The following is a 22,964-nucleotide window of genomic DNA, read 5'->3' on the forward strand; positions in this document are numbered from 1 at the left end:
ACATCCTTAAGGGGATTTTTTATTCAGATGCGGAATTGTCGGGAGACCGGATCGGGCTTGGCCGCTTTTGTTTTTTTGGTGCGATAGCGGGAAATATTGAGCAGAATTCCCAGCGAGGTCAGTTTGAGGATCAGGGCGGTTCCTCCGTAACTGATCAGCGGCAGGGGAACACCGGTCACCGGAAGCAGCGCCGTCACCACTCCCAGGTTGAAGATCGCTTCAATGGCAATCGAACTGACGATTCCGATTCCCAGCAGCGTCCCGAATGAGTTGGGAGCCTGCAATGAGATCAATACTCCCCGCACAATGAGAAAAATAAACAAAGTGATCAAAAAAGCGCCACCAACAAAGCCCAGTTCTTCTGATATGATGGAGAAGATAAAATCTGTATGCGCCTCGGGCAGGTAGGCCAGTTTTTGAATGCTTTTCCCCAGGCCGACGCCGGTCAGCCCTCCCGGTCCGATCGCGATAAGGGACTGGATGATTTGATATCCGTCCCCGGTGGGATCGCTTAAAGGGTTCAGCATGGTTTTGATCCGGTCTACCCGGTAACTTCCCGAGAGCATCACCAGGATCAAAACGGGAACACCGGACAAAAAGAGATACATGAGATGCTTGAACCTGGCACCGGCGCAAAAAATGATGATCAGACTGGTCAGGATAATGATCATCGTCGCACTGAAATGAGGTTCGATGACAAGCAGAGCGGAAACAAAGCCGATGATGATCAGGGGCGGCAGCAACCCGCGACGGAATTTATCGAGATGGGGCTGTTTTTTCACCATGATCGAAGCTGTGTAAATGATCATTCCCAGCTTGACCAATTCCGAAGGTTGAAAGGAAAGAAAACCGAATCCAAGCCAGCGTTTGGCGCCGTTGTGCACTTGTCCGACCAGGGGAACCAAGAGCAACAGGATGACGCTCACGGCCAATATCCAGCCTACATGTTTCCGATAAGTTTCATATGGTATATTGGAAACGACGAAAAAAAGGATCAGACCCACCAAGCCGTTGGCAAGTTGCTTTTTAAAAAAATAATAGGAATCATGGATATGCGGGTCGGTATAACCTTTAAAATAACTGGCGCTAAATACCATAACCAGACCAAAACCGAGCAAGATAAAGGTAACCAAAATTAACCAAAAATCAGGTTTGCCACGTTTCATCGTGAAAATCTCCTTCTGCGAAATGTTTTTCAATTCCGTTCATGATGGCAGGATGGAAACCGAAGCGAAAAGGAGAATCAATTGTATGTTAAAGAAAATGCAACGAATTAAGCAAATCGATCCATTTATTATTCTGACGCTGTTCGTACTTGCTGCTATCAGCATTGTTGCCATATCCAGTGCGACTTACACGAGCGATCCTTCATTTGTGCAAAAACAGATGCTCTGGTATTCAATCGGCTTTCTATGTATGATCGGGGTTCTCCTCTTTGATTATAAAATTTTGCTTCAGGGTCGGTTTTTGTACATTCTTTATGGGTTTGGCATATTGTTGTTGCTCATCGTCATGATTCCCGGTGTCGGAATAAAAGTAAACGGTGCACAGCAGTGGATCGGAATCGGAAGTTTAACCTTTCAACCGTCTGAGTTGATGAAGCTGATCTTTATTCTGATCTTAGCAAAAATCCTTTCCGTGAAAAAAGGAGCACCTTGGTCCGATCTCAAGACATTGGGAAAAATAATCGCTTTTTTTGCCATCCCATTCCTGATTATCGTTTTACAGCCGGATTTGGGAACAGCCATGATTCTGATGGCGATTACGGCGAGCATGTTGCTTGTCGGGGGACTCAACTGGAAATGGTTTGCCGGGGGAATCGCCGTTGTGGCCATAGCGGCCGGCACTGTTATAATTCTCTATACCACGCATTCGCCCCTGCTCCATCTCATTTTGCAGCCGCACCAAATTCAACGGATTCAAATTTTCCTCGATCCGGCGTCCGATCCCACCGGGGCCGGCTATCAGTCGACACAGGCCAAAATCGCGATCGGATCGGGAATGCTGAAAGGGAAAGGATTTCATCACGGGACGCAGGCGCAGGGAAATTGGATTCCCGAACCGTACAATGACTTCATTTTTGCTGTGATCGGGGAAGAGTTTGGCTTTATCGGAGCCAGTGTGCTTATGTGTGCCTATCTCTTTTTGCTTTACCGCCTGATCCAAATTGCGATGAGGGCCTCGCATCCGTTTGGCGTTTACCTCACCTCCGGGATTGTCGGCATGTTTGTCTTCCAGATATACCAAAACATCGGGATGACGCTGGGGTTAATGCCGATTACTGGCATTCCGCTGCCATTTATCAGTTACGGAGGAACCTCGCTCGTCACCCAGATGATGGCCATCGGCTTTGCGCTCAATGTCGGCATGCGTTCGCGCAATGAACTGATGTTTGACACGTTTGTTGCTTAAAGTGGTGCAACCCCCTTGCCGGAATGCGGCATCCGGCCAAGGGGGGTTTTTTATAAAAAAAAGGGTGGTAAATAAAACCATTGATTGAGGAGAATGTCATAATTATCATTAATAATAGGAAAAGAAGTCAAAAATTTTTTGACCAAATTCGATCATCTCTTCACAGAAGCGTTGATTTTGAAGGGAAGTACATGTCATGAAATGAAACAAAAGCGGGTAATGTTAAAATAGATGATGAGAGGAGTGGATCAGATTGTTTTTTCCCATTTGGTATGGTGTGAACCCCATCTTTGTGCTAGTTTCCATTATCGGTCTCGTGATCACGCTATGGGCCCAGTGGAAAGTGCGGGGAAATTACCAAATCTGGTCGCGGGTTCGTGCGAGATCGGGATTGACCGGGGCGGAAGTTGCACGCAGGATTCTCGATCGAAACGGTTTGTATCACGTGCCGGTGCAAATGGTTCCGGGGAGTCTGACTGACCACTATGATCCGACTGCGCGGGCGGTTCGCCTGTCAGAACACGTATACACATCTGATTCAATCGCGGCCATTTCCGTGGCGGCCCATGAATGCGGACATGCCATTCAGCATAAAGAAGCTTATGGAGCGTTGGTGTTTCGCCACCGCATGGTTCCCGTTCTGAACATTGCCTCCGGTCTGGCGCCTTTCTTGTTGATGGCGGGGATCTTTTTTAAGTTTACCGGCCTGTTGATGCTCGGTTTGATCTTTTTCTCGGTTGTGGTGCTGTTCCATCTCGTCACGCTGCCGGTGGAATACAATGCGAGCAGCCGGGCCAAGAAAATCATGGCGATTGAAGGGTTTGTGCACGGTCCTGAAGAGGAAAGAGGCGTTCGCCGCGTCTTGGGTGCTGCCGCGCTCACCTACGTTGCCGGTGCGTTGGTCGCCTTGCTTGAATTGTTGCAATATGTCTTTATTCTCTTTTTCCAGAATGACCGGGATTAACAAGCCAAAGCCCCTTTTACAGGGGTTTTTTCTTTGCCGGCATTTCGGTGGCCGGACCGTCGGGAACCACTTTCCCCCCGATTTTTCGGACTTCTCACCCGGATTGCGCCGAAAAGGCTTGAGTTTTTTGTTGTAAAAAAACGGAAGCGGCTCAGGGGTAATAGAAACGGTTGGCATTCACATACTAAAGGCAAATAAAAAGTTGAAGGAGGGAACTGTGAATGCTGACTCGTCGGCTGTTCATCAGCGGCTTGGTCGTGCTTTCGATGATCACCATGTCCGTGGGCTGTGCCACAAGCAAGCAAGGATTGCCCAATCCGAACGAACCGGGGTATCGTACGCAAAAAGTGGCCAATGAGTCGCTGCGCAACCGCAATGTGCGCAATGATGTACGCAATGGGAATACCTACTTGAATCGTACCGATACCAATGATAATAATTTGTCGCGCAACGTGCGGGTGGCGGATGACGTTGCCAGGGGGGTAGCGGGTTTGAAACAGGTGAATACTGCTGCCGCCATTGTGATGGGTCGTAACGCTTATGTTGCGGTCACTTTGAAACATAACACCGGCGACGGGAAATTGACGGAGAGGATAAAAAAACAGATTGCCAGGAGGGCCAAAGCAGTTGATCCAAGCTTGCGCAACGTCTATGTCTCCTCCAATCCGAACTTTGTCAAACAAATGAATAATTATGCCAATGATTTGCGAAACGGGAGACCGATCAGCGGGTTTATCAAAAACTTGGGCGATATGATCAGAAGAACGTTCCCGGAAGCAAAATAAGCAGAAAACCCATTTTCCTTAGAAACCCATTTTCTACGGGGAATGGGTTTTCTTATTTGTAATTAATTAAGTTTCTCTATAGGGATTTATTCGTCTTTGTTTTTTTATATAATGGTTGTGAAAGAAATGTTGGCCGAGGAGTGTGATCCATGAGCAGACTAACCCCAATGGATATTTTTAATAAGGATTTTAAGCATGCCATCCGTGGTTATGATATTGAAGAGGTTAACGAATTTTTGGATTTAGTTATAAAAAATTATGAAGAAGTGCTGCAAGAAAATGAATATTTAAAGGATCAGATCAAAAAATTAAAGAAAAATCAAGGGGGTTCGGGTGCGGCAGCCAATCAGAATGATGACCTGATGGATCAGATTCTCATGCGCCTGGAGAGATTGGAACAAATCGTGCTCAGATAAGGAGGAGACGATTGTCAGCGATTCAGCGTTTTTTCAGCGGAGTGACAGAAACTGGGGATCAGCAGGAGCCCAATTTGAGGACAAGATATTACCGAAATCAAAAATGGGAGGCAATCGAAGCGTTAAAAGGGTTGCCCGGGCAGTTTCCTTCCTTTCGGTTGATTCATGTGGATGAATCTCGCGGGGAGGTTATGTTGGAATGTCGCAATGGTATAGGGTTGAAACATGATTTGGTCGTCACCGTGATCGATATCACCCCGCTCCGGACGGCGGTTGATATTCATGCCGCACTGAGGGCAAAGTTTGTTGACTTCGGGTGGAACGGAAAAATTATCCGAAGCATCTATCAATATTTGGACCGACGATTGAGCAAAGATTTGAGTAACGGGTGAATTTCTGGACGAAAGCCGGCTGTTTAAGGAAGATTTATTTGACAGATTTTTCTGATTATATCATCGGCAGGATTGATTTATTCAACGGTACGTATGAGACAAGAGAATTCGCAGTCAGGGCAAATGTACATCTGAAGCGGTGGATACCCATCGCTTTTTTTGTGCAAAAAAAGAGACAGGATACCCGGAGAGATTTTGTTCTTTGGAGACCCCTCATCCGTCCTTCTGGTGTTGCCGCCTTGCAAATCAAGCCTGTCATCGTGAGAGTCATATTTTTTATTTAATATTAGTATAATTTCATTTATCGGAAGGTTTTTAATACGGATATGACGAAGTAATTTTCATTCCGTTTTTTGTTTGTGTATTGAAGGAGGGAGAGATTTGAAAAAGTTCGGCCTTATTTCTCTGCTTTTATTGCTTGTTTTGGCTGCCGGTTTATCGGGATGCGCCTCAAAAGCCAATGGTCCAGAGCAAAAGATCCTGAATTTGAATGCCACCGGCGAACCGACCAGTCTCGATCCGGCCAAGGCATTTGATGAGGATACGCTGGAAATCACCAACAACCTGTTTGAAGGTTTGATGCGTCTGGACAAAAACGATCAGCCGCAACCGGCGCTCGCCGATAAGGTCGATGTCAGTTCCGACGGGCTGACTTACCGGTTTCACCTGAAAAAGACCAAATGGTCCAATGGGGATCCTTTGACCGCGCATGATTTTGAATACGAATGGAAGCGGGTGCTCGATCCGAAAACGGCCGCGGAACCAGCGTTCTTGCTCTATTTTATTGAAGGAGCGGAAGCATATAACACGGGGAAAGGGAGCGTGGATCAGGTCGGGGTCAAAGCTTTGGATGATGACACGCTGGAAGTCCGGCTGGCAAAGCCCACCCCTTCCTTTTTACAGTTGACGGCTTATCCCGTCTACTTCCCTGTTGACCGAAAAGTAGTCGAGAAAAATCCGAATGCATTTGCCGATGCAAAAACGTATGTGAGCAACGGGGCGTTTAACCTGACGGAGTGGAAGCACAATGATCATCTTACCCTTGAGAAAAATGACCAATATTACAAAAAAGAGAAAGTGAAACTCGATGGACTGCATTATTCGATTGTCAGTGATAACAAAACGATTTACCAACTGTATCAAACAAAAAAGTTGGATGTCGCAGCCGGAGCGCAAATGCCGGCGGATCTGCTTCCCTCCATGCTGAAAAACGGGACAATCAAGACGATGGACGGCAACGGGCTTGCCTTTTTCCGCTTTAATACGAAGAAACCGCCGTTTACCAATGCTAAGGTGCGCAAGGCATTTGCACTGGCCATTGATCGCCGGACCATCGCAGAGAAGATCGTCGGCGGAGGAGTAAAACCGGCGTATGGCTATGTGGCCCCTTCCGCCCCGAATCAATTTCGCAAACAAGGCGGCGACTTGATTAAGGACGGACAGTATGATGAAGCCAAAAAATTGCTTCAGGAAGGCATGAAAGAAGAAGGCTGGAGCCAACTGCCGACAGTCACGCTGCTGTACAGCAATTCCAATGAGAAATATAAAAAGATCGCCGAAGCAGTACAAGAGATGATCCATCAGCACCTGAATGTGGAGATACAATTGCAGGCCGAGGAGAAGAAGGTGTTTTTCGCCGATCAACGCAGTTCGAACTTCGTCATGCAGCTGGCAAGTTTCCTAGCTGACTACAACGACACCTATAATTATCTGGAGAGCTGGCAAACCGATCATTCAATGAATCATACGCATTGGAGCAACAAAGAATATGACGCTTTGCTGGAACAATCTTCGGAAACGAGCGATATCAACAAACGTGACCAGTTGCTTCATCATGCTGAACAGATCTTGTTTGATGAAGCGCCGATCACTCCGCTGTATTTCTACAATATCGCTTATGCGCAGCAGCCGGACGTGACGGGAATTATCCGCCATCCGGTCGGGCCGAATGATTATTCGGAAGCAGATAAAAAATAAGGAATTTGCTTGGGGAAAAACGGAAAATGGGAACAACTTGTTGCAAAACCTCTTTGTTGGCTTGGGAGCGGAGTCGGTTTCCGCTCCATTTTTATTTCCTCCATTTAACAAACGTTTTTTTACAGGAAGAAACACATACTAAGCCTAAACCCGGAAACCAAATGGAGGGATCGGCATGGCTAAGGACAAGAAGCTGAATAAGGAAGAAGAAAACCAGAACGAACCGAATGTCGCAAATAGACCGGATGATGAGGAAACAGCGGCGGAACTTTCACCCAATCCCACCTTTGCCAGTGAAGACAACGACCGTGACGACCAGAGAGGCGCGCGTACCGAAAATGGTGGTATGGGACTTGGCATCGCCGCTTTGGTTCTGTCCGTCCTCGCCTTTTTCTTCTGGCCTTTCGTTTTGTCGATTGCCGGCATCGTCGTCGGTGCGTTCGCCGTCAGAAGGAAAAGCACGTTGGGCTGGTGGGCCATTGCTGTGGGAATCGTTGCTTTGATTTTAGCGTTTGTACTCTTTCCGTTTCGTTTGATATTTTAACCTTCCGGGTGGAAACAAGTCCCCAAAAAAGGGGGCTTGTTTTTGTGTATTGGTTTATGGTATAATGACCATGTCGATACGCGGATGTAGTTTAATGGCAGAACACTAGCTTCCCAAGCTAGTAGTGCGGGTTCGATTCCCGTCGTCCGCTCCAACATGAAAAGGTACCACCGTCAGGTGGTACCTTTTCTTTTTTCATTAAATTGGGATAAAATAAGAGAGTGTTTTTTAAAAAAATATCGGGGAGGATGCTTGTGCAGGAAAAAGAATATGTCCGTTCTCTCTTTGTCCAGGAAGACGAGGTCTTGAAAGGGATTGCCGCCGGATTGGCCGAACGCGACATGCCGCAGATTTCCGTACCGCCGGAAGTGGGAAAAACGCTTTACCTGCTCACCAAGATTTCCGGAGCCAAAAAGGTGTTGGAAATCGGGACACTGGGTGGATACAGTACGATCTGGTTGGCCCGAGCCTTGCCGGAAGACGGGAAAGTGGTATCGCTTGAACTGAAACAGAAGCATGCCGACTTTGCCATGGAAAACTTGACAAAAGCAGGGCTGGATACACGCGTTTCCTTTATGGTGGGGGATGCGGCGGATAGTTTGTCCCAATTGACCCAAAGAAATGAGCGGTTTCAATTTATTTTTATTGATGCAGATAAAATGAATTATTTGCATTACTTGGAAAAAGCGATTGAACTGGCTGAACCGGGAGCGATCATTGCCGCGGACAATCTCTTTATGGGCGGGAAAATCCTGGATGAGTCTTATCAAGGTCCGTCCCCTGTGGCCGTACGGGAATTTAACCGCCGCATTGCCACCGATCCCCGGTTGGAATCCATTCTGCTTACCATCGGTGACGGTCTGGGAATTTGCCGCGTCAAATAAATATAAAAACTGCCGGAGGAAAATGTTTCACTTCGGCAGTTATTCACATGGGTTTTTCTCATTCCGGATTTGATTTTGAGCCAAAGCGGAATTTATTTCCCCATTTTTCAATCCATTTCTCCGATTTTACTGCTATTTCGGGGTACCGCCGGCGCAGGCGATCAAGCAGGCGTTTCGCCCAGGGCGTGGTTTGCGACAACAGGATCAACCCGATCAGCGTAAAGAGAAACCCTTGCAGAATCGGGACAAAAAAGCCAATAATCCCGAGGACGAGAAATGTCCAGCCAAGTACGACTTTGATCACGTGTTTTACTCTGTCATTCATGGGGAACAATAAACCACCTTTTGCTTTGGGGTGTCATCGTAATTAGTATACCCGACCAACCTGGGATAAAAAATGGTCAGCTTTTTGGACAATTAAAAAACGACATCAAAGGAGTAGATCAGATGAGCCGTCTGGAAGAGATTCTGGCCTATAATCGGGAATTTGTGAATAATAAGGAATATGAACCATATCTGGCGGAAAAATATCCGAAAAAAGAGCTGCTGGTCGTAACCTGTATGGATACCCGGTTGGTTGAGCTTTTGCCAAAGGCGCTCAATCTTAAAAACGGAGATGCCAAAGTGGTAAAAACGGCCGGTGCCATGGTGACAGAGCCATATGGCAGCGTGATGAGAAGCATTTTGGTGGGAGTGTCGCTGCTGAAAGCGAAAGAAATCTTTGTGATTGGGCACAAAGGATGCGGCATGGAAGGGCTGAGAGCCGGATCGGTTCTGGAACACTTAGAGGAGCACGGGGTCACGCAGAACGAAATTGAAGCCGTTCGTGAGCAAGGGGTGGATCTGCATAAATGGTTAGCCGGATGCGCAAACGTGGAAGAAGGGGTCATGAACAGCATCCGTCTGATCCAAAATCATCCCCTGCTTCCCCAGGAAATTCAGGTTCACGGTTTGATCATTGATCCCGAAACCGGGGAGCTGGAGCTGATTCATGACGGGCGGAAATAAGTTTGGTCTCCGGCTTTCAAGTGGAATCTTATTCTGATAAAATTGATGAAGAAAAGGGGGAATAAAAATGGCGCTCGCAACATTTGGTGCAGGCTGTTTTTGGGGAGTAGAAGAAACGTTTCGCCAGGTTCCGGGTGTAATCAACACCACAGTGGGCTATATGGGCGGGACGTTGGAGAACCCAACCTATGAAGATGTATGCACTGACCGCACCGGACATGCGGAAGTGGTGCAAATCGAATATAATCCGGAGCAGGTCTCCTATCTGGATCTGCTCGATATCTTTTGGAACAACCATAATCCGACGACGTTAAACCGTCAGGGTCCCGATGTGGGAACGCAGTACCGTTCCGTGATCTTCTACCATAATGAAGAGCAAAAGAAATTAGCCGAAGCATCCAAAGAAAAGATGGACAAAAGCGGCCGCTGGAAAAATCCGATCGTCACGGAGATCACACCGGCTTCAACATTCTGGCGGGCAGAAGAATATCATCAACGCTACCTGCAAAAGCGCGGCCTTGACTCGTGCCATATCTGATCCTGAAATCGACCGATGCTGCTTCTTGAAGAGGCGGCATCTTTTTTTACAAAAATATTATTGCGAAAATAAATAATATAATTTCTTGTGAGATAAATGATGAGGCGATAAAATAGAGATGGAATCGACGTATTTTTGTTTATGCAACCGTTTGCACAAAGGAGGCTTCGGAGATGAAAAAATGGATCGGTCTTGTCGCGGTTTTCGCGATAGTGACCGCACTGTTGAGCGGATGCGGGCCGAAGCGCGATCCCCATGTTCAGGCCGGTGGAATCGAGCGGAAGCCGGACAAGCTGGTAGTCTGGGAAAACGCGGATGACGGGGTGCAAATCAACAACACCAAAAAATTGGCCGCCCAGTTTACCAAACGAACGGGGATCAAAGTCGATGTCGTTGCCGTTCCTCTCTTGAAACAGGAAGATAAACTGACGCTGGATGGCCCGGCCGGAAAAGGGCCTGACCTGGTTACCTGGCCGCATGACCGGCTGGGGGAAGCGATTGTCAAAGGTCTTTTGCAACCGATTCAGGTAGATGATTCCGTCAAAGAGCAATTTGATGATAACGCCATGCGGGCCATGACTTATAACGGTCAGGTTTATGGTCTGCCGAAAGTGACGGAGAGTATCGCTTTAATATATAACAAAAAATTAATGAACAACGTACCGGCAACGTATGAAGATCTGATGAAGTACGCAAAAGAGAACAATAAACCGGCGGAAAATAAATATGGAATCATGTTTGAGGCGAATAATCTTTATTATACGTATTTCCTGTTTGCGGCCAAAGGCGGTTCCGTTTTTGGGGAGACCGGTGGCAAAACCGATCCGGATAAAATTGAATTAAACAGCCCGGGCTCGATTGCCGGGATGAAAGAAGTGGAAAAATGGTTCAGTCAGGGGTTGTTGCCGAAAGGGCTGAAAGGGGATACCGTGAGCGGGCTCTTTAAAGAAGGGAATGTGGCGGCCGTCCTGAACGGTCCCTGGGCAGTCAAGGACTATCAGGCTGCCGGCATTGATCTGGGTGTCGCACCGCTTCCCAAGGTTGACGGAAAACCGGCACGGACGTTTGTCGGTGTGAAAGGATGGTATTTATCCGCTTACAGCAAGCATCCCCGATACGCGACTGATCTGATGAAATTTTTGACAAGAAGAGAAGCATTGAAATCACGATTTCTGGAAACGGGTGAAATTCCTCCGCGCAAGGATCTTCTGAATGATCCGATGATTAAAAACAATCCGTTGATTAATGGCTTTGCCGAGCAGGCGAAAACAGGGGTGCCCATGCCGAGCATTCCGGAGATGGGGGTTGTCTGGGAACCGGTTAACAATGCCCACACCTTTGTCGCGGAAGGGAAACAGACTCCCAAACAAGCACTGGATGACGCAGTCAGATTGATCAAAGAAAACATCAAAACGATGAAACAATAAGCAAAATCAGAAGGGAAGACAGGGGCCTCCGACTGCCGGGGCCCCGACGACCCGTCCTGCAACATGCTTTTTCAGACGGAATACAGGGTAAAGGATGCGAGGTTGGATGAATTCAGCAAAATGTCCGTTAATAAGAAGAAGCAGGGTTGCCGCCGTGCTATCCGCTTTGTCGATGGGCCTCGGGCAAATGTACAATCGACAGTGGGTGAAAGGCGGATTGTTATTGGGGTTGCAGATCGCCTATATCGTTGTTTTCTATCCTTTTTTTAACATCGGACTCTGGGGCATTGCCACCTTGGGCACAATTCCGCAAGTGGATAATTCGCTCGATTTGATGGCGGAGGGGATTATTTCCATTTTACTTATCCTGTTTGGCCTGGGCTGTTACGGTTTCAATATTCGCGATGCCTACAAAGTGGGAAAATTGCGGGAACGGGGAGTCAAACCTCCCGGAGTGATGCAGACCTTCCGGCATGTTACCGATCAGGGTTTTCCGTATCTTGTGATCGGACCGGCCATGATATTGCTTGTGTTTGTGGTGCTCTTTCCCATTTTGTTCATGATAGTGCTCGCTTTCACGAACTATGACCTTTATCATCAACCTCCGGCCAAATTGGTCGACTATGTCGGGCTGGATAACTTCGTGCACCTGTTTCAACTCAGCTTTTGGAAAACATCTTTTTTCAGCGTTCTCTGCTGGACGGTGGTTTGGACGTTGGTTTCGACAACGGTTCAGGTGATTTTGGGCCTGTTTTTGGCCGTGATCCTCAATCAGAAAAAACTGAAGTTTAAAAAGTTTTTCCGCACCATTTTGATCTTGCCGTGGGCAGTTCCCTCGTTTGTCTCGATCATTGTTTTTTCCGGCCTGTTTGATAACAACTTCGGAACGGTTAACCTTTTTTTGCAGGGAATCGGGCTGGGGGCACTGCCGTGGATGACGGATCCCTTTTGGGCCAAAATCGCCATTTTGCTGATCCAATTTTGGCTTGGCTTTCCCTTCAGCATGGCTTTATATACCGGTGTGTTACAAGCGATCTCTGCGGATCTGTATGAGGCGGCTGAGGTGGACGGGGCGACGATCTGGCAGAAATTTCGCCATATCACTTTGCCGATGGCGCTTTATGCAACGGCTCCGTTGCTGATCGTTCAATATGTGGGCAATTTTAATAATTTCAATGTCATTTATCTCTTTAATAAAGGGCTTCCGGCCATCCCGGGACAAACGGCCGGGGGGACGGACATTCTTATTTCCTGGGTTTACAAATTAACCTTTGAAACCTCCAAATACAACTATGCCGCGGCGATTTCCGTCATCATCGGCTTGATCGTAACCGTGCTGGCCGTTTTGCAATTCAGGGGAACCCGTTCGTTCAAAGAGGAAGGGATGATCCGATGAACAGCAGCAAACGGCAAACGTATCTCCGGCTTCTCCTGAGTTACCTGATTCTGATCATCATGGCTGTGATTTGTATTTACCCGTTGCTGTGGGTGATCGGGGCTTCATTCAGCCCGGGGGACGGCATCTTTTCCACTTCGCTGGTTCCGAAACATGCGACCTTGGCTCATTATCGCTGGCTTTTCTTCAATCCTAACAGCCAGTATCCGACCTGGTATTGGAACACCCTGAAAATCGCCCTGATCAATGCGTTTGTGTCCGTGATCATCACCACTGGTACGGCCTATGTGTTTTCCCGTTACCGTTTTTTCGGACGCAAATACGGATTAGTTTTATTTCTGACTTTGCAGATGTTCCCGTCGATGATGACAATGGTTGCCATTTATCTGTTGCTGAATTGGATCGGTCTGTTGGATACGCACCTGGGGTTGCTGATTTTTTACGCGGGAACGCAAATTCCGTTCAACACCTGGTTGGTGAAAGGGTATTTTGACACGATACCCTACAGCCTTGATGAAGCAGCGCGGATCGACGGGGCCGGCCATGTCACCATCTTCTGGAAAGTGATCATGCCGCTGGCCAAACCGATTCTGGCGGTGATGTTTTTGTTTAATTTTATGACACCGATGACTGATTTTCTGTTGCCGCAAATCATATTGACCAGCCCGGATAATCAGACGCTGGCGGTCGGGCTGTTCAGCTTTATCAACAAAGATGTGGGCAAGCAATATACGTTGTTTGCTGCCGGTTCCGTGTTGATTGCCGTTCCGATCACGGTGATTTTCCTGTCTTTACAGCGCTACTTTATCTCCGGATTGACTGCAGGAGCGAATAAAGGCTGATTCAGGGAGGAGATGAGCTTTCATGCTTATTGAAGCACTTTTTCACGAAACGAGGGTTCCCTATGCCTGTCCGGAAAATTTGCATTCCCTCAGGGTGCGACTGCGTGCCGGGAAAGGAGAAATCGCCCGCTGTCTCGTGCTCCACGCGGATCGCTATGAATTACTGGATTCCTGTTTTCAGCAGACGGAAGCGGAATGGATGGCCTCGGACCAGCGGTTTGATTATTTTGAAGCTTTGCTGGAGTGCACTGCAAAACGCCTGCAATATGTATTTCTCCTGGAAGGAAAAAAAGGAGAGCGGGTTTATTTCGGAGAATCGGGAGTGTCAAAGGAACGGAACCGGGCAGGAGTTTTCCAGTATGCCTATATCCATGAATCAGCCTTGTTTGTGACCCCGGAGTGGGCCAGGGATGCGGTGGTTTATCAGATTTTTCCGGACAGGTTTGCCAATGGTGACAAGGAGAACGACCCGCCCCGGACGGAAGATTGGAGCAAGGATGCACGGCTCGGAAGGGACAGTTTTTACGGCGGTGACTTGGAGGGGGTGATCCATTCCCTCCCCTATTTGCGCAAACTGGGGGTTAATGCGCTCTATTTCACTCCCATTTTTGCCTCCCCATCCAATCACAAGTACGATACAGCGGATTATCTGAGAATTGATCCCCAGTTTGGCAATCTGGACACGTTTAAGCGCCTGATCAGGGAGGCTCACCGGCACGGGATGCGAATCATTCTTGATGCGGTGTTCAACCATTCGGGTGACCGGTTTTTTGCTTTTCGCGATGTACTGGAAAAGGGAGCGGACTCGCAATACAGAGACTGGTTTTTCATCGAGCAGTTTCCGGTTGTGCAAACGCCACAGCCCAACTATGAGACGTTTGCTGTCAATGTTCCTGTCATGCCGAAGCTGCGCACGGAAAACAGGGAGGTAAAAGAATATTTGTTCCAGGTCGTCCGCTACTGGACAGAAATGGGGATCGACGGGTGGCGGCTGGATGTGGCCAATGAGGTGGATCATGCCTTTTGGCGTGATTTCCGATCTTTTGTGAAGATGCTGAATCCGGAAGCCCTCATCATCGGCGAAGTATGGCATAATGCGGTAAAATGGCTGGAAGGGGATCAGTTTGATTCGGTCATGAATTATTTGTTTCGCGACTGCGTTTATCGTTTTTTTGCAGAGCAAACATCAGATGCCAGCGAGTTTGATGCCGAATTGACCACAGCACGCATCTCTTATCCGGATCAGGCGCTGCAAGTGGCATGGAATCTGCTTGATTCCCATGATACCGAGCGCTTTTTGACCTCTTGCGGTGAAAAGGAAGAACGGTTCCGCCTGGCCGTCTTGTTTCAGATGACCTATGTGGGGACGCCGTTGATTTATTACGGGGATGAAATAGGCATGACCGGAGAGACAGATCCTGATTGCCGCCGGCCGATGTTGTGGGATAAAGAGGAGCAAAATCAGGCGCTTTTCTCCTATTATCAACGGCTCATCCGGATTCGCCGGAGTTGTGCTCCGTTGCGGAGGGGGAGTTTCCGGACATGGTTGGCTGATCCAGGTTCCCCTGTCTATGCCTTTGTGCGCTCATGGCAAGGGGAAAATGCAGGAATTGTCCTGAATAACAGCGACAGCTGGCAAAATGTTTCCTTGCCGCTGGATACATGGGCAAAAAGGAATTGGACCGATTTGTTGACGGGGGAAAAAGGCCAGGCATCAGGAAACCGGATGGAGTTGATTCTTTCCCCTTATCAGGGAATGGTGCTGGTTTGAAAAACAGTCTGATCATTTGTTAAAGGGGTATTTTTATGGCAACGATTAAAGATGTGGCGAAACTGGCGGATGTGTCGCCATCGACAGTGTCGAGGGTGATTGCCGGAAGCAACCGGATCAGCCTTGAAACCAAGCTCCGCGTTAAACGGGCGATGGAAGAACTGAACTACGTTCCGAACGCGATCGCCAGAAGTCTGGCGCGGAGCCGCTCGCGAACCATCGGTTTTACCATCGCCCGGGAGGCGGATCAGGCTTTTTCCAATCCTTTTTTTTCAGAAGTGATGCGGGGGATGTCGACTATCGCCCAAGCAAGGGATTACAACATCCTTTTGTCTATCAGCCGGACACCGGAAGAGGAACGGCAAAAATGCATGCAACTCTTTCGCGAGCGCAGGGTCGACGGGTTGATTGTCTCCACTTCACGCAAGCAGGATCCGCTGATCGACCTGCTGATTGCCGAAAACGTTCCCTTCGCCTTGATCGGGAGAAGCTGTGAACACCCGGTTTTATCGGTGAATAATGACAATATACAAGCGGCCAAAAAAGCAACATTGCATTTATTGGAGCAAGGATATGAGAAAGTGGTTTTTATCAGCGGCGATCCCAATCTGATCGTAAGTCAGGACCGGATCAGCGGGTATAAACAAGCATTGAGCGAGAAGGGAATAAGCTTCGCGGCGGAAAGAGCAGTGACGGCGGAGTTTTCCATCGAAAGCGGATTTAATGCCCTGCAGGAACTGAAATCCCGCGGTGTCGACTTTGACGCGGTGCTGGCGGCCGATGACTTGTTCGCCTTGGGAGCCTTGCAATTTGCCGGACATAACCGACTGCGCGTCCCCGAAGAACTCGGGATTGTCGGTTTTAACGATTCGCCGTTGTTGTCCTTTACGAATCCTCCTTTGACCAGTGTCAAAATCTTATCGTACGAACTCGGCATGGAGGCGGTGAAACTGCTTTTGAACGCTTTGAGCGATCCGGAACATTGCAGCTTGCCTGCTGAGCATGTGATTCCGTCACAACTCATCATCCGCCAATCGAGTTTGAAAAAGAACAGGGAAATGGATTGCACCTGAATCTCATGTCAGGTGTTTTGTTTTATGATAGAATGGTGAAGTTATGAAGAGAGGAAAGGAGGGCAAGTCGGTGATCTATTTGGATAATAGCGCCACAACGCAAACAGATCCCGAAGTGGCCAAAGTAATGGCTGATGTGATGGTCGATGTGTTCGGCAACCCTTCATCTTTGCATGGACTGGGGGTAAAAGCCGAGCGGTTGGTCACCGGGGCGCGCAAGGTGATCGCGCAAGCCTTGAACGTTTCCCCTGAGGAAATTTTTTTCACCTCGGGCGGTACGGAAGCCAATAACCTGGCGATTCGCGGGGTAACCGAAGAATATGCCGGCCGCGGAAAACACCTGATTACAACCGAGATTGAACACCCGTCGGTATATGAGGTGTTTCAATACTTGGAACGCAAAGGGTGGAACGTTACCTATCTCCCTGTAGACTCACAGGGACGGGTGAATCCTGATGATGTGGAACGGGCGATCACAGAGGAAACGGTGCTTGTCTCCATCATGCATGTCAATAATGAAATCGGCACCATTCAGCCGATTGAGGAAATCGGGCGGCGGCTGGAGCGCTATCCCAAAGTGCTGTTCCATGTGGATGCCGTACAGTCTTTCGGCAAGATTCCCTTATTGCCCCGCCAGGCGAAAATCGACTTCCTCTCCGCGTCCGGCCACAAACTGCATGGACCGAAAGGAGTCGGTTGTTTATATATACGCAAAAATCTTCACCTCCCGCCTCTTTTGATCGGCGGCGGACAAGAGCAGGGAATCCGTTCCGGAACCGAGAACGTACCGGGAATTGTCGGAATGGCAAAAGCGGTCGTGTTGGCCCGGCAGAAGGGGGATGCTTTTATACGCGATTCTGCCAACTGGAAAGAAGCTTTTCTCAGACAGATCCAGGAGCGGTTGTCTTCCGTGATCATCAACGGCGATGTGAGCAGGGAAGGCGGTGCGCCGTATATTATCAATCTTTCATTTCCCTTCCTGAAATCGGAAGTGATCGTTCATGCGTTGGAGAAAGAGGGAGTCTATGTTTCCAGCAAGTCGGCCTGTTCCTCCAAAAAAGAGTTGCCCAGCCGCGTCCTGAAAGCGATTGGACGGTCGGATGAAGAAGCGCTCGGCTCGATTCGCATCAGTTTGGGACGGATGAACACCGAAGAGGATCTCATGCGGTGTGCCGATGCGCTGGGCAAAGTGATCCCCATGTTACAACAGGTGATGAAGGTGCATAACAGATGAAAAGAAACTGTGTTTTGCTCCGCTACGGAGAATTGGCATTAAAAGGAAAGAATAAGGCGGATTTTGAAGACCGTCTGGTAAACAATATCCGCGAAAAAACGGCGCGTTTTGCCGGTGTGAGCGTGGTGAAAACACCGGGCCGCATTTTTGTGGAACTGGAAGATGAAGCACCGGAAGCGCTCATTGACGAACTGAAGACCGTATTTGGTCTGGTCGGGATTTGCCCGGCGATCCGGGTGGAAAACGATTGGGAAAAGATTAAGGAAGCGGCCCTGGAATTGGTGCGAAAGCAGGAAGGTGTCCGGACATTCAAAGTGAACAGCAAGCGGGCGGACAAAAAGTTTCCGATACGGTCGCAGGAGATGAATCACCGCCTCGGCGGATTCATTTTGGGAAATGTCCCCGAACTCAAAGTGGATGTGCACAATCCCGAATTGACGCTTCATGTGGAAGTGCGCAGCAAATACGCCTATATCTACGGAAATGATATTCCGGGACCGGGCGGATTGCCGGTGGGAGCCAGCGGCCGCGTCCTGCTGCTCTTGTCGGGAGGGATTGACAGTCCTGTGGCCGGCTATCTCGCTTTAAAGCGCGGGGTGGAACTGCATGCGATCCATTTCCACAGCTACCCGTTCACCAGCGAGAGGGCCAAGCAGAAAGTGATCGACCTGGCACAGATCCTGACGCGTTATGGCGGGAAAATCCATCTGCACATCGTTCCGTTTACGGAAATTCAAACGGAAATAAACAAACATTGCTATGACTCTTATTCCATTACGATCATGCGCCGGTTCATGCTGCGCATCTCCGAGGCCGTCGCCAAAAAACATGGTGCGCTTGCCCTGGTGACGGGGGAAAGCCTGGGGCAGGTTGCCAGCCAAACGCTCGAAAGTATGAATACCATCAATGAAGTGACAAATATGCCGATCTTAAGGCCGGTGATCGGGATGGACAAACAGGAAATCATGACGATTGCCAAACGGATCGGAACGTATGAAACTTCGATTTTGCCCTATGAGGACTGCTGTACGGTCTTTTTGCCAAAAGCGCCCAAAACCCGGCCGGATAAACAGGTGGCGGCCCGTGAAGAAGCCAAACTGGATCTGGAACGCCTGGTGCGTGAAGCGGTTGAAGGGACGGAAGTGATCGAATTAAATCCGGGTGAACCGGAAGAAGAGTTTTCCTTCTTCTGAGCTGAAGAAAGCGATTTTTGAGTTTGCCTCCTCAAAAATCGCTTTCAAACTTGATGAAATCAGAATCTTCCTCCCTGGATATATTTTTTGATATTTTGAAATGGAGGGGATCAGCGATGATTAACTTCCAGGATGAAATCTGTGCTTTAACCAAAGAGCTCGTCGAGCATCCCAGCATTGTCGGCACGATCGGGGAGCGGGACATGGCGGCTTTTATTTATGAAAAATTGCGTCAGCTCCCTTATTTCCTTGATCATCCGCATCATTTGCGCATTACGCCGACCCGGCATGATGACCGGGAACGGTACAATGTGCTGGCGCTGGTCAGAGGAAGGGATGAAAATTGTTCCGAAACGGTGATCTTGATGGGGCATTTGGATACCGTGGGTGTCGAGGATTACGGCAAATGGATGGGACTGGCCTTTTCACCGGATGAGCTGCTCAGGGAATGGAGCAAAGGAAAAATTCCCGCTGCCGTTGCCAGGGACTTGGCCGGCGGGAATTACATGGGCGGCAGGGGAGTTTTGGACATGAAAAGCGGGGTTGCCGGCAATATGGCGATTTTGCGCTACTTTGCCGAAAACAGGCACCGTTTTCAAGGGAACCTTCTCTTTCTGGTCACATGTGATGAAGAGAATAATTCGCGGGGAATTTTATCTGCTCTGGCCGACATCCATCAGCTGGCCCGGGAAGAAGAACTCCGGTTCATTGCCGCGGTGAATTCCGATTATACGGCCCCGCGTTTTGACGGGGACCCGAACCGCTATATTTATTTGGGTACGGTTGGCAAACTGCTCCCCGCCTTTTATATTGTCGGCAAAGAGACGCATGTCGGTCAGGCGTTTGAAGGATTCGACCCAAACCTGATTGCGGCTGAACTTACCTCCCGCATTGATTACAATCCTGATCTGTGCGATGAAATGTTCGGCGAGGTGACGATGCCTCCGGTTTCGTTGAAACAGACTGATCTAAAAAAGCAGTATGATGTGCAAACTCCACAAACCGCCTTTGTTTACTACAACTTTTTTGTTCACAGTTGGTCGCCGCGCGATGTTTTGTGCCGGTTGAAGGGGATTGCCCGTGAAGCGTTTGAAGCGGCCATTGCAAAGTATCACCAGCGGGGTCGCCTTTACAGCCGATTAAGCGGAAATTCGTATGTTCCTCCGGAGATTGAACCGCGCGTTTTCACATATGAGGAATTTTACCACCTTTGCCGGGAAAAACACGGGGCGGAGTTTGAACAGCAGATCCTGGCTTTTTCCCACAATATGCTGAACAAGGAATCAGTGGATATACGCCAGTACGCCAAGCAGATGGTAGAGGAATTATGGCGCTGGGGCGGGGATGCGGAACCGGCGGTCATCCTGTTTTTCGCATCTCCGTATATCCCCCGTGTTGTCCTGAACGAAGATGATCCGCGCGACTTCCGCCTGATTGAAGCAGTTCATCGCGCTGTGGAGCAAATCGAACCTTACTGTGCGGAAAAAATACAAGTTCGCAAATTTTTTCCGTATATTTCGGACATGAGCTTTGTGGCGCTGAGTGATGATGAAAAAGAGATTCAGGCCTTTGAAATGAACATGCCCGTCTGGGGAGTGAAGCACCAGATGGATCTGGAAGCGATCCGTCAGCTGGATGTCCCCGTGATCAATATCGGTCCTTATGGCAAAGATGCCCATAAACAATGGGAACGGGTTGAAATCTCTTACTCGATGAAAATTGTTCCGAATTTGACGGTTGCGGTAATCAGGCACTTGTTTTCCTCATAATTTTAGTTAACGAGGGTGTCCAACTGACTGGACATGAAAGTTCTTTCCGGTCTGGCGGAGCGTCACTTTGCGGTATGCGAATCTCAAATTGAGGGTTCGCTTTCTCTGCTTCTTCAGCCAGTTGTGAAAGGTTAAGAGGGCAGGCATGTTGGTCCGCCAAAAAGGCGAAGCCGGTATCAGCATGCCTGTTTAAAGGAGTAAAAAAAACATGGCAAGTTGGCTAACGGATATGGCTTTTTGGATTGGCTTTTTTAACATCATTATCCTGGATCTCCTTTTGAGCGGGGACAATGCGGTGGTAATCGGGATGGCGGCGCGAAACCTGCCTGAGCATCAGAGAAAAAAAGCGGTCATGATCGGTGCTGGAATGGCGGTCATTTTGCGCGCTTCTCTCACTGCGATCGCCGCGTATCTGTTGAAGATTCCGCTCCTCATGACAATTGGGGGGATTTTGTTGTTATGGATTGCCGTCAATTTGCTGGCTGATGAAGAAGAAGGCACGGAGGTGTCCCTTGGCCGTACCCTGAAAAGCGCGATTAAGACGATCATTGTGGCGGATGTGGTGATGAGCCTGGACAATGTGCTGGCGGTAGCCGGAGCGGCGCACGGCAGTGTTGTACTGGTCCTGTTTGGTCTGGCTTTAAGCATTCCCATTATCATGTGGGGGAGCGGGCTGGTGGCTTCCCTGTTAAAACGGCTCCCCTGGCTTATCTATGCAGGAACCGCCATCCTCGGGTATACTGCCGGTGAATTAATGATCGGAGATCCTTTGGTGCGCAGTTATCTGTCCGGGGGACAGGATTATTTGGATACGGCGGTTCCGATTGTTTTGGCCATTCTTGTCATGGTCGGGGGTCATGTGATGAAGAAGGTGAACAGCAAACAAAAAACAGCATGAGCATAAGGAGGAGAAATGTTTCCTTTGCTCATGCTGTTTTTTGGCTGGGGAAGCAGGATTCGAACCTGCGCATCACGGAGTCAAAGTCCGTTGCCTTACCGCTTGGCTATTCCCCATCGACTCTATTCCTTAGCATCGCCGCTGCGGAAAAAATTATTCACGATCACGCGAAAACATTTCCATGCAATCACCTTTAGTCAATTATTTATTAATAGTTACTTGACAAAAGTAAGTGAATGAGGTTAAGATGGCATTACGGAAATTATCAGAAATGGAGGGAGTCTGATGAATACCGGTCTTTTGCTGATTCGGCTTGCAGTCGGTTTGACGTTTATGGGGCATGGATCGCAAAAACTGTTCGGCTGGTTTGGCGGGCCTGGTCTGAAAGGGACAGGACAATGGTTTGAATCGATCGGGATCAAGCCGGGTTTATTTATGGCTTTTTTGGCCGGATTGGGTGAACTGGCGGGCGGTTTTTTGTTTGCCGCCGGTCTTGGGGGACCTGTCGGGGCCGTTTTGATTGTGTTGACAATGCTGGTGGCTGTTTTTAAAGTTCATGGAAAGAATGGTTACTGGGTGACACAAGGGGGATATGAATACAATTTGATCCTGATTGTCGTTGCCGTCGGTGTCGCCTGCACCGGTTCGGGAACATATTCGCTTGATGCCGTTCTATTCAGATGATGACAGAAAGAGGAGTCAAAAATGTTGAAAGTATATCCGGCTGAATCACGATACACCTCCGATCACGGTTGGTTAAAGACAGCGCACAGTTTTTCATTTGCCGACTACTATGATCCAAACAATCTTCAATTCGGTCCCCTGCGGGTGTTGAATGATGATATTGTTGCCCCGCTCACCGGCTTTGGCCCCCATCCCCACCGGGAGATGGAAATTGTCTCGATTGTTCTGCAAGGGCAATTAAGGCATGAGGACAGCTCGGGAGCGACGGAAACCACCACATTCGGCGGTGTTCAGAGAATGACCGCAGGCACGGGGATCGTCCATTCGGAAGTGAATCCTTCCAGTGAAGAAAAAGTAAATTTTTTGCAATTATGGTTTCTGCCTGAGCAAAAAGGGCTGACGCCCTCTTATGAAAAAACGGAATTTCCGGTTGAGAAGATGAAAAATCGTCTTTTGCCGATTGTCGCGAAAAATCCTGCTTCCAAAGAAATTGCCCATATTCATCAGGATTTGACCATTTACTTGGCTGATCTGGAAAAAGGAAAAGAAATCGTCTTTTCGCAAAAGCCGGGACGGAGAATTTTCCTGTTTGCGATTGAGGGACGATTGGTTGTTAATAAAGGTGAAGCGATCTTAAACAGACGCGATTCTGCCCGCATCACGCAAACCCCCGTACTTCAGTTGGATGCTGAATCCGATGCGCGATTCATGCTGATTGATTTGCCTTGAGTCCGATCATCATGAATAACTTCGGGGA

Annotated in this window: 23 protein-coding genes and 2 tRNA genes; 22 read left to right on the forward strand and 3 right to left on the reverse strand. The window is 48.7% G+C overall.

Annotated features, from left to right (window positions below; genetic code table 11):
• Positions 1–23 precede the first annotated feature (23 nt).
• Positions 24–1,166: a putative lipid II flippase FtsW gene (gene ftsW / locus I8U18_RS01975; RefSeq protein ID WP_198059165.1), complete on the reverse strand. Its 1,143-nt coding sequence runs from the start codon at positions 1,164–1,166 to the stop codon at positions 24–26.
• Positions 1,167–1,251: 85 nt separating this feature from the next.
• Between ftsW and rodA the strand changes: the two genes are divergently transcribed.
• The 9 genes from rodA (at position 1,252) to I8U18_RS02020 (ending at position 8,374) form a co-directional block, all read left to right on the forward strand.
• A complete protein-coding gene (gene rodA, locus I8U18_RS01980) occupies positions 1,252–2,412 on the forward strand; it encodes a rod shape-determining protein RodA (protein ID WP_052154342.1) in 1,161 nt (386 codons plus the stop codon).
• 253 nt (positions 2,413–2,665) lie between these two features.
• Positions 2,666–3,376, forward strand: coding sequence for a zinc metallopeptidase (locus tag I8U18_RS01985; RefSeq protein ID WP_220185029.1), 711 nt, complete (start codon positions 2,666–2,668; stop codon positions 3,374–3,376).
• A gap of 221 nt (positions 3,377–3,597) precedes the next feature.
• Positions 3,598–4,161 (forward strand): YhcN/YlaJ family sporulation lipoprotein, encoded by a 564-nt coding sequence (locus I8U18_RS01990; protein ID WP_033101704.1) that lies wholly within the window; start codon positions 3,598–3,600, stop codon positions 4,159–4,161.
• Positions 4,162–4,310: 149 nt separating this feature from the next.
• On the forward strand, positions 4,311–4,577 hold the full coding sequence (locus tag I8U18_RS01995) for a DivIVA domain-containing protein (protein WP_033101703.1): 267 nt from the start codon (positions 4,311–4,313) through the stop codon (positions 4,575–4,577).
• 11 nt (positions 4,578–4,588) lie between these two features.
• Positions 4,589–4,969 carry a hypothetical protein gene (locus tag I8U18_RS02000; protein WP_052154340.1) on the forward strand — a complete coding sequence of 127 codons (381 nt, stop codon included), beginning with the start codon at positions 4,589–4,591 and terminating at the stop codon, positions 4,967–4,969.
• A 381-nt stretch (positions 4,970–5,350) separates the two neighbouring features.
• Positions 5,351–6,946, forward strand: a complete 1,596-nt coding sequence (locus I8U18_RS02005; RefSeq protein WP_198064430.1) for a peptide ABC transporter substrate-binding protein — start codon at positions 5,351–5,353, stop codon at positions 6,944–6,946.
• A 175-nt stretch (positions 6,947–7,121) separates the two neighbouring features.
• Positions 7,122–7,490, forward strand: a complete 369-nt coding sequence (locus I8U18_RS02010; RefSeq protein ID WP_033101701.1) for a DUF308 domain-containing protein — start codon at positions 7,122–7,124, stop codon at positions 7,488–7,490.
• 80 nt (positions 7,491–7,570) lie between these two features.
• Positions 7,571–7,644, forward strand: a tRNA-Gly gene (locus I8U18_RS02015).
• A gap of 94 nt (positions 7,645–7,738) precedes the next feature.
• A complete protein-coding gene (locus I8U18_RS02020) occupies positions 7,739–8,374 on the forward strand; it encodes an O-methyltransferase (protein WP_033101700.1) in 636 nt (211 codons plus the stop codon).
• Positions 8,375–8,432: 58 nt separating this feature from the next.
• Here the strand turns inward: I8U18_RS02020 and I8U18_RS02025 are convergent, their stop codons facing one another.
• The gene (locus I8U18_RS02025) at positions 8,433–8,699 is read right to left on the reverse strand and encodes a PGPGW domain-containing protein (protein WP_033101699.1); all 267 of its coding nucleotides are present in this window, start codon (positions 8,697–8,699) and stop codon (positions 8,433–8,435) included.
• 122 nt (positions 8,700–8,821) lie between these two features.
• On the opposite strand from I8U18_RS02025, the gene I8U18_RS02030 reads away from it, so the two are divergent.
• The 11 genes from I8U18_RS02030 to I8U18_RS02080 all read left to right on the forward strand — a co-directional run bounded on the left by I8U18_RS02030 (position 8,822) and on the right by I8U18_RS02080 (position 21,523).
• Entirely contained in the window at positions 8,822–9,382 is a 561-nt protein-coding gene (locus tag I8U18_RS02030) for a beta-class carbonic anhydrase (RefSeq protein ID WP_033101698.1), read from the forward strand.
• 67 nt (positions 9,383–9,449) lie between these two features.
• Positions 9,450–9,920, forward strand: coding sequence for a peptide-methionine (S)-S-oxide reductase MsrA (gene msrA, locus I8U18_RS02035; protein WP_033101697.1), 471 nt, complete (start codon positions 9,450–9,452; stop codon positions 9,918–9,920).
• A gap of 173 nt (positions 9,921–10,093) precedes the next feature.
• The gene (locus I8U18_RS02040) at positions 10,094–11,347 is read left to right on the forward strand and encodes a maltodextrin ABC transporter substrate-binding protein (RefSeq protein ID WP_198064431.1); all 1,254 of its coding nucleotides are present in this window, start codon (positions 10,094–10,096) and stop codon (positions 11,345–11,347) included.
• 106 nt (positions 11,348–11,453) lie between these two features.
• The gene (locus I8U18_RS02045) at positions 11,454–12,743 is read left to right on the forward strand and encodes a sugar ABC transporter permease (RefSeq protein ID WP_198055329.1); all 1,290 of its coding nucleotides are present in this window, start codon (positions 11,454–11,456) and stop codon (positions 12,741–12,743) included.
• Positions 12,740–13,585 (forward strand): sugar ABC transporter permease, encoded by an 846-nt coding sequence (locus I8U18_RS02050; RefSeq protein ID WP_033101696.1) that lies wholly within the window; start codon positions 12,740–12,742, stop codon positions 13,583–13,585. Before I8U18_RS02045 ends, I8U18_RS02050 begins: the two co-directional genes overlap by 4 nt.
• Before the next feature lie 22 nt (positions 13,586–13,607).
• Positions 13,608–15,356: an alpha-glycosidase gene (locus I8U18_RS02055; protein WP_198064432.1), complete on the forward strand. Its 1,749-nt coding sequence runs from the start codon at positions 13,608–13,610 to the stop codon at positions 15,354–15,356.
• Positions 15,357–15,391: 35 nt separating this feature from the next.
• A complete protein-coding gene (locus tag I8U18_RS02060; protein ID WP_033101694.1) occupies positions 15,392–16,429 on the forward strand; it encodes a LacI family DNA-binding transcriptional regulator in 1,038 nt (345 codons plus the stop codon).
• A gap of 70 nt (positions 16,430–16,499) precedes the next feature.
• Entirely contained in the window at positions 16,500–17,663 is a 1,164-nt protein-coding gene (locus I8U18_RS02065; protein WP_033101693.1) for a cysteine desulfurase family protein, read from the forward strand.
• Positions 17,660–18,856, forward strand: a complete 1,197-nt coding sequence (gene thiI, locus I8U18_RS02070) for a tRNA uracil 4-sulfurtransferase ThiI (RefSeq protein ID WP_198055331.1) — start codon at positions 17,660–17,662, stop codon at positions 18,854–18,856. Before I8U18_RS02065 ends, thiI begins: the two co-directional genes overlap by 4 nt.
• Before the next feature lie 116 nt (positions 18,857–18,972).
• Complete coding sequence (locus I8U18_RS02075) at positions 18,973–20,625, forward strand: M20/M25/M40 family metallo-hydrolase (RefSeq protein WP_033101691.1); 1,653 nt, start codon at positions 18,973–18,975, stop codon at positions 20,623–20,625.
• 208 nt (positions 20,626–20,833) lie between these two features.
• Entirely contained in the window at positions 20,834–21,523 is a 690-nt protein-coding gene (locus I8U18_RS02080) for a TerC family protein (protein ID WP_232330936.1), read from the forward strand.
• A 41-nt stretch (positions 21,524–21,564) separates the two neighbouring features.
• Here the strand turns inward: I8U18_RS02080 and I8U18_RS02085 are convergent.
• Positions 21,565–21,639, reverse strand: a tRNA-Gln gene (locus I8U18_RS02085).
• 166 nt (positions 21,640–21,805) lie between these two features.
• Between I8U18_RS02085 and I8U18_RS02090 the strand changes: the two genes are divergently transcribed.
• Positions 21,806–22,207, forward strand: coding sequence for a DoxX family protein (locus I8U18_RS02090; RefSeq protein WP_033101690.1), 402 nt, complete (start codon positions 21,806–21,808; stop codon positions 22,205–22,207).
• Between the two features lie 21 nt (positions 22,208–22,228).
• A complete protein-coding gene (locus tag I8U18_RS02095) occupies positions 22,229–22,936 on the forward strand; it encodes a pirin family protein (protein WP_198055332.1) in 708 nt (235 codons plus the stop codon).
• The last annotated feature ends 28 nt before the right edge of the window (positions 22,937–22,964 follow it).

It is taken from the genome of Thermoactinomyces sp. CICC 10522, assembly GCF_016055075.1.
Classification (GTDB): Bacteria; Bacillota; Bacilli; order Thermoactinomycetales; family Thermoactinomycetaceae; genus Thermoactinomyces_A; species Thermoactinomyces_A daqus.

Bases quoted from the DNA above. Each gene is read 5' to 3' on its own strand.
- I8U18_RS02010 (WP_033101701.1), top strand. From the start codon at position 7,122: ATGGCTAAGGACAAGAAGCTGAATAAGGAAGAAGAAAACCAGAACGAA.
- I8U18_RS02095 (WP_198055332.1), top strand. From the start codon at position 22,229: ATGTTGAAAGTATATCCGGCTGAATCACGATACACCTCCGATCACGGT.
- ftsW (WP_198059165.1), bottom strand. From the start codon at position 1,166: ATGAAACGTGGCAAACCTGATTTTTGGTTAATTTTGGTTACCTTTATC.
- I8U18_RS02020 (WP_033101700.1), top strand. From the start codon at position 7,739: ATGCTTGTGCAGGAAAAAGAATATGTCCGTTCTCTCTTTGTCCAGGAA.
- I8U18_RS02030 (WP_033101698.1), top strand. From the start codon at position 8,822: ATGAGCCGTCTGGAAGAGATTCTGGCCTATAATCGGGAATTTGTGAAT.
- I8U18_RS01990 (WP_033101704.1), top strand. From the start codon at position 3,598: ATGCTGACTCGTCGGCTGTTCATCAGCGGCTTGGTCGTGCTTTCGATG.
- I8U18_RS02040 (WP_198064431.1), top strand. From the start codon at position 10,094: ATGAAAAAATGGATCGGTCTTGTCGCGGTTTTCGCGATAGTGACCGCA.
- I8U18_RS01995 (WP_033101703.1), top strand. From the start codon at position 4,311: ATGAGCAGACTAACCCCAATGGATATTTTTAATAAGGATTTTAAGCAT.
- I8U18_RS02075 (WP_033101691.1), top strand. From the start codon at position 18,973: ATGATTAACTTCCAGGATGAAATCTGTGCTTTAACCAAAGAGCTCGTC.
- I8U18_RS02050 (WP_033101696.1), top strand. From the start codon at position 12,740: ATGAACAGCAGCAAACGGCAAACGTATCTCCGGCTTCTCCTGAGTTAC.
- thiI (WP_198055331.1), top strand. From the start codon at position 17,660: ATGAAAAGAAACTGTGTTTTGCTCCGCTACGGAGAATTGGCATTAAAA.
- I8U18_RS02055 (WP_198064432.1), top strand. From the start codon at position 13,608: ATGCTTATTGAAGCACTTTTTCACGAAACGAGGGTTCCCTATGCCTGT.
- I8U18_RS02080 (WP_232330936.1), top strand. From the start codon at position 20,834: ATGGCAAGTTGGCTAACGGATATGGCTTTTTGGATTGGCTTTTTTAAC.
- I8U18_RS02060 (WP_033101694.1), top strand. From the start codon at position 15,392: ATGGCAACGATTAAAGATGTGGCGAAACTGGCGGATGTGTCGCCATCG.
- I8U18_RS02045 (WP_198055329.1), top strand. From the start codon at position 11,454: ATGAATTCAGCAAAATGTCCGTTAATAAGAAGAAGCAGGGTTGCCGCC.
- msrA (WP_033101697.1), top strand. From the start codon at position 9,450: ATGGCGCTCGCAACATTTGGTGCAGGCTGTTTTTGGGGAGTAGAAGAA.
- rodA (WP_052154342.1), top strand. From the start codon at position 1,252: ATGTTAAAGAAAATGCAACGAATTAAGCAAATCGATCCATTTATTATT.
- I8U18_RS02025 (WP_033101699.1), bottom strand. From the start codon at position 8,699: ATGAATGACAGAGTAAAACACGTGATCAAAGTCGTACTTGGCTGGACA.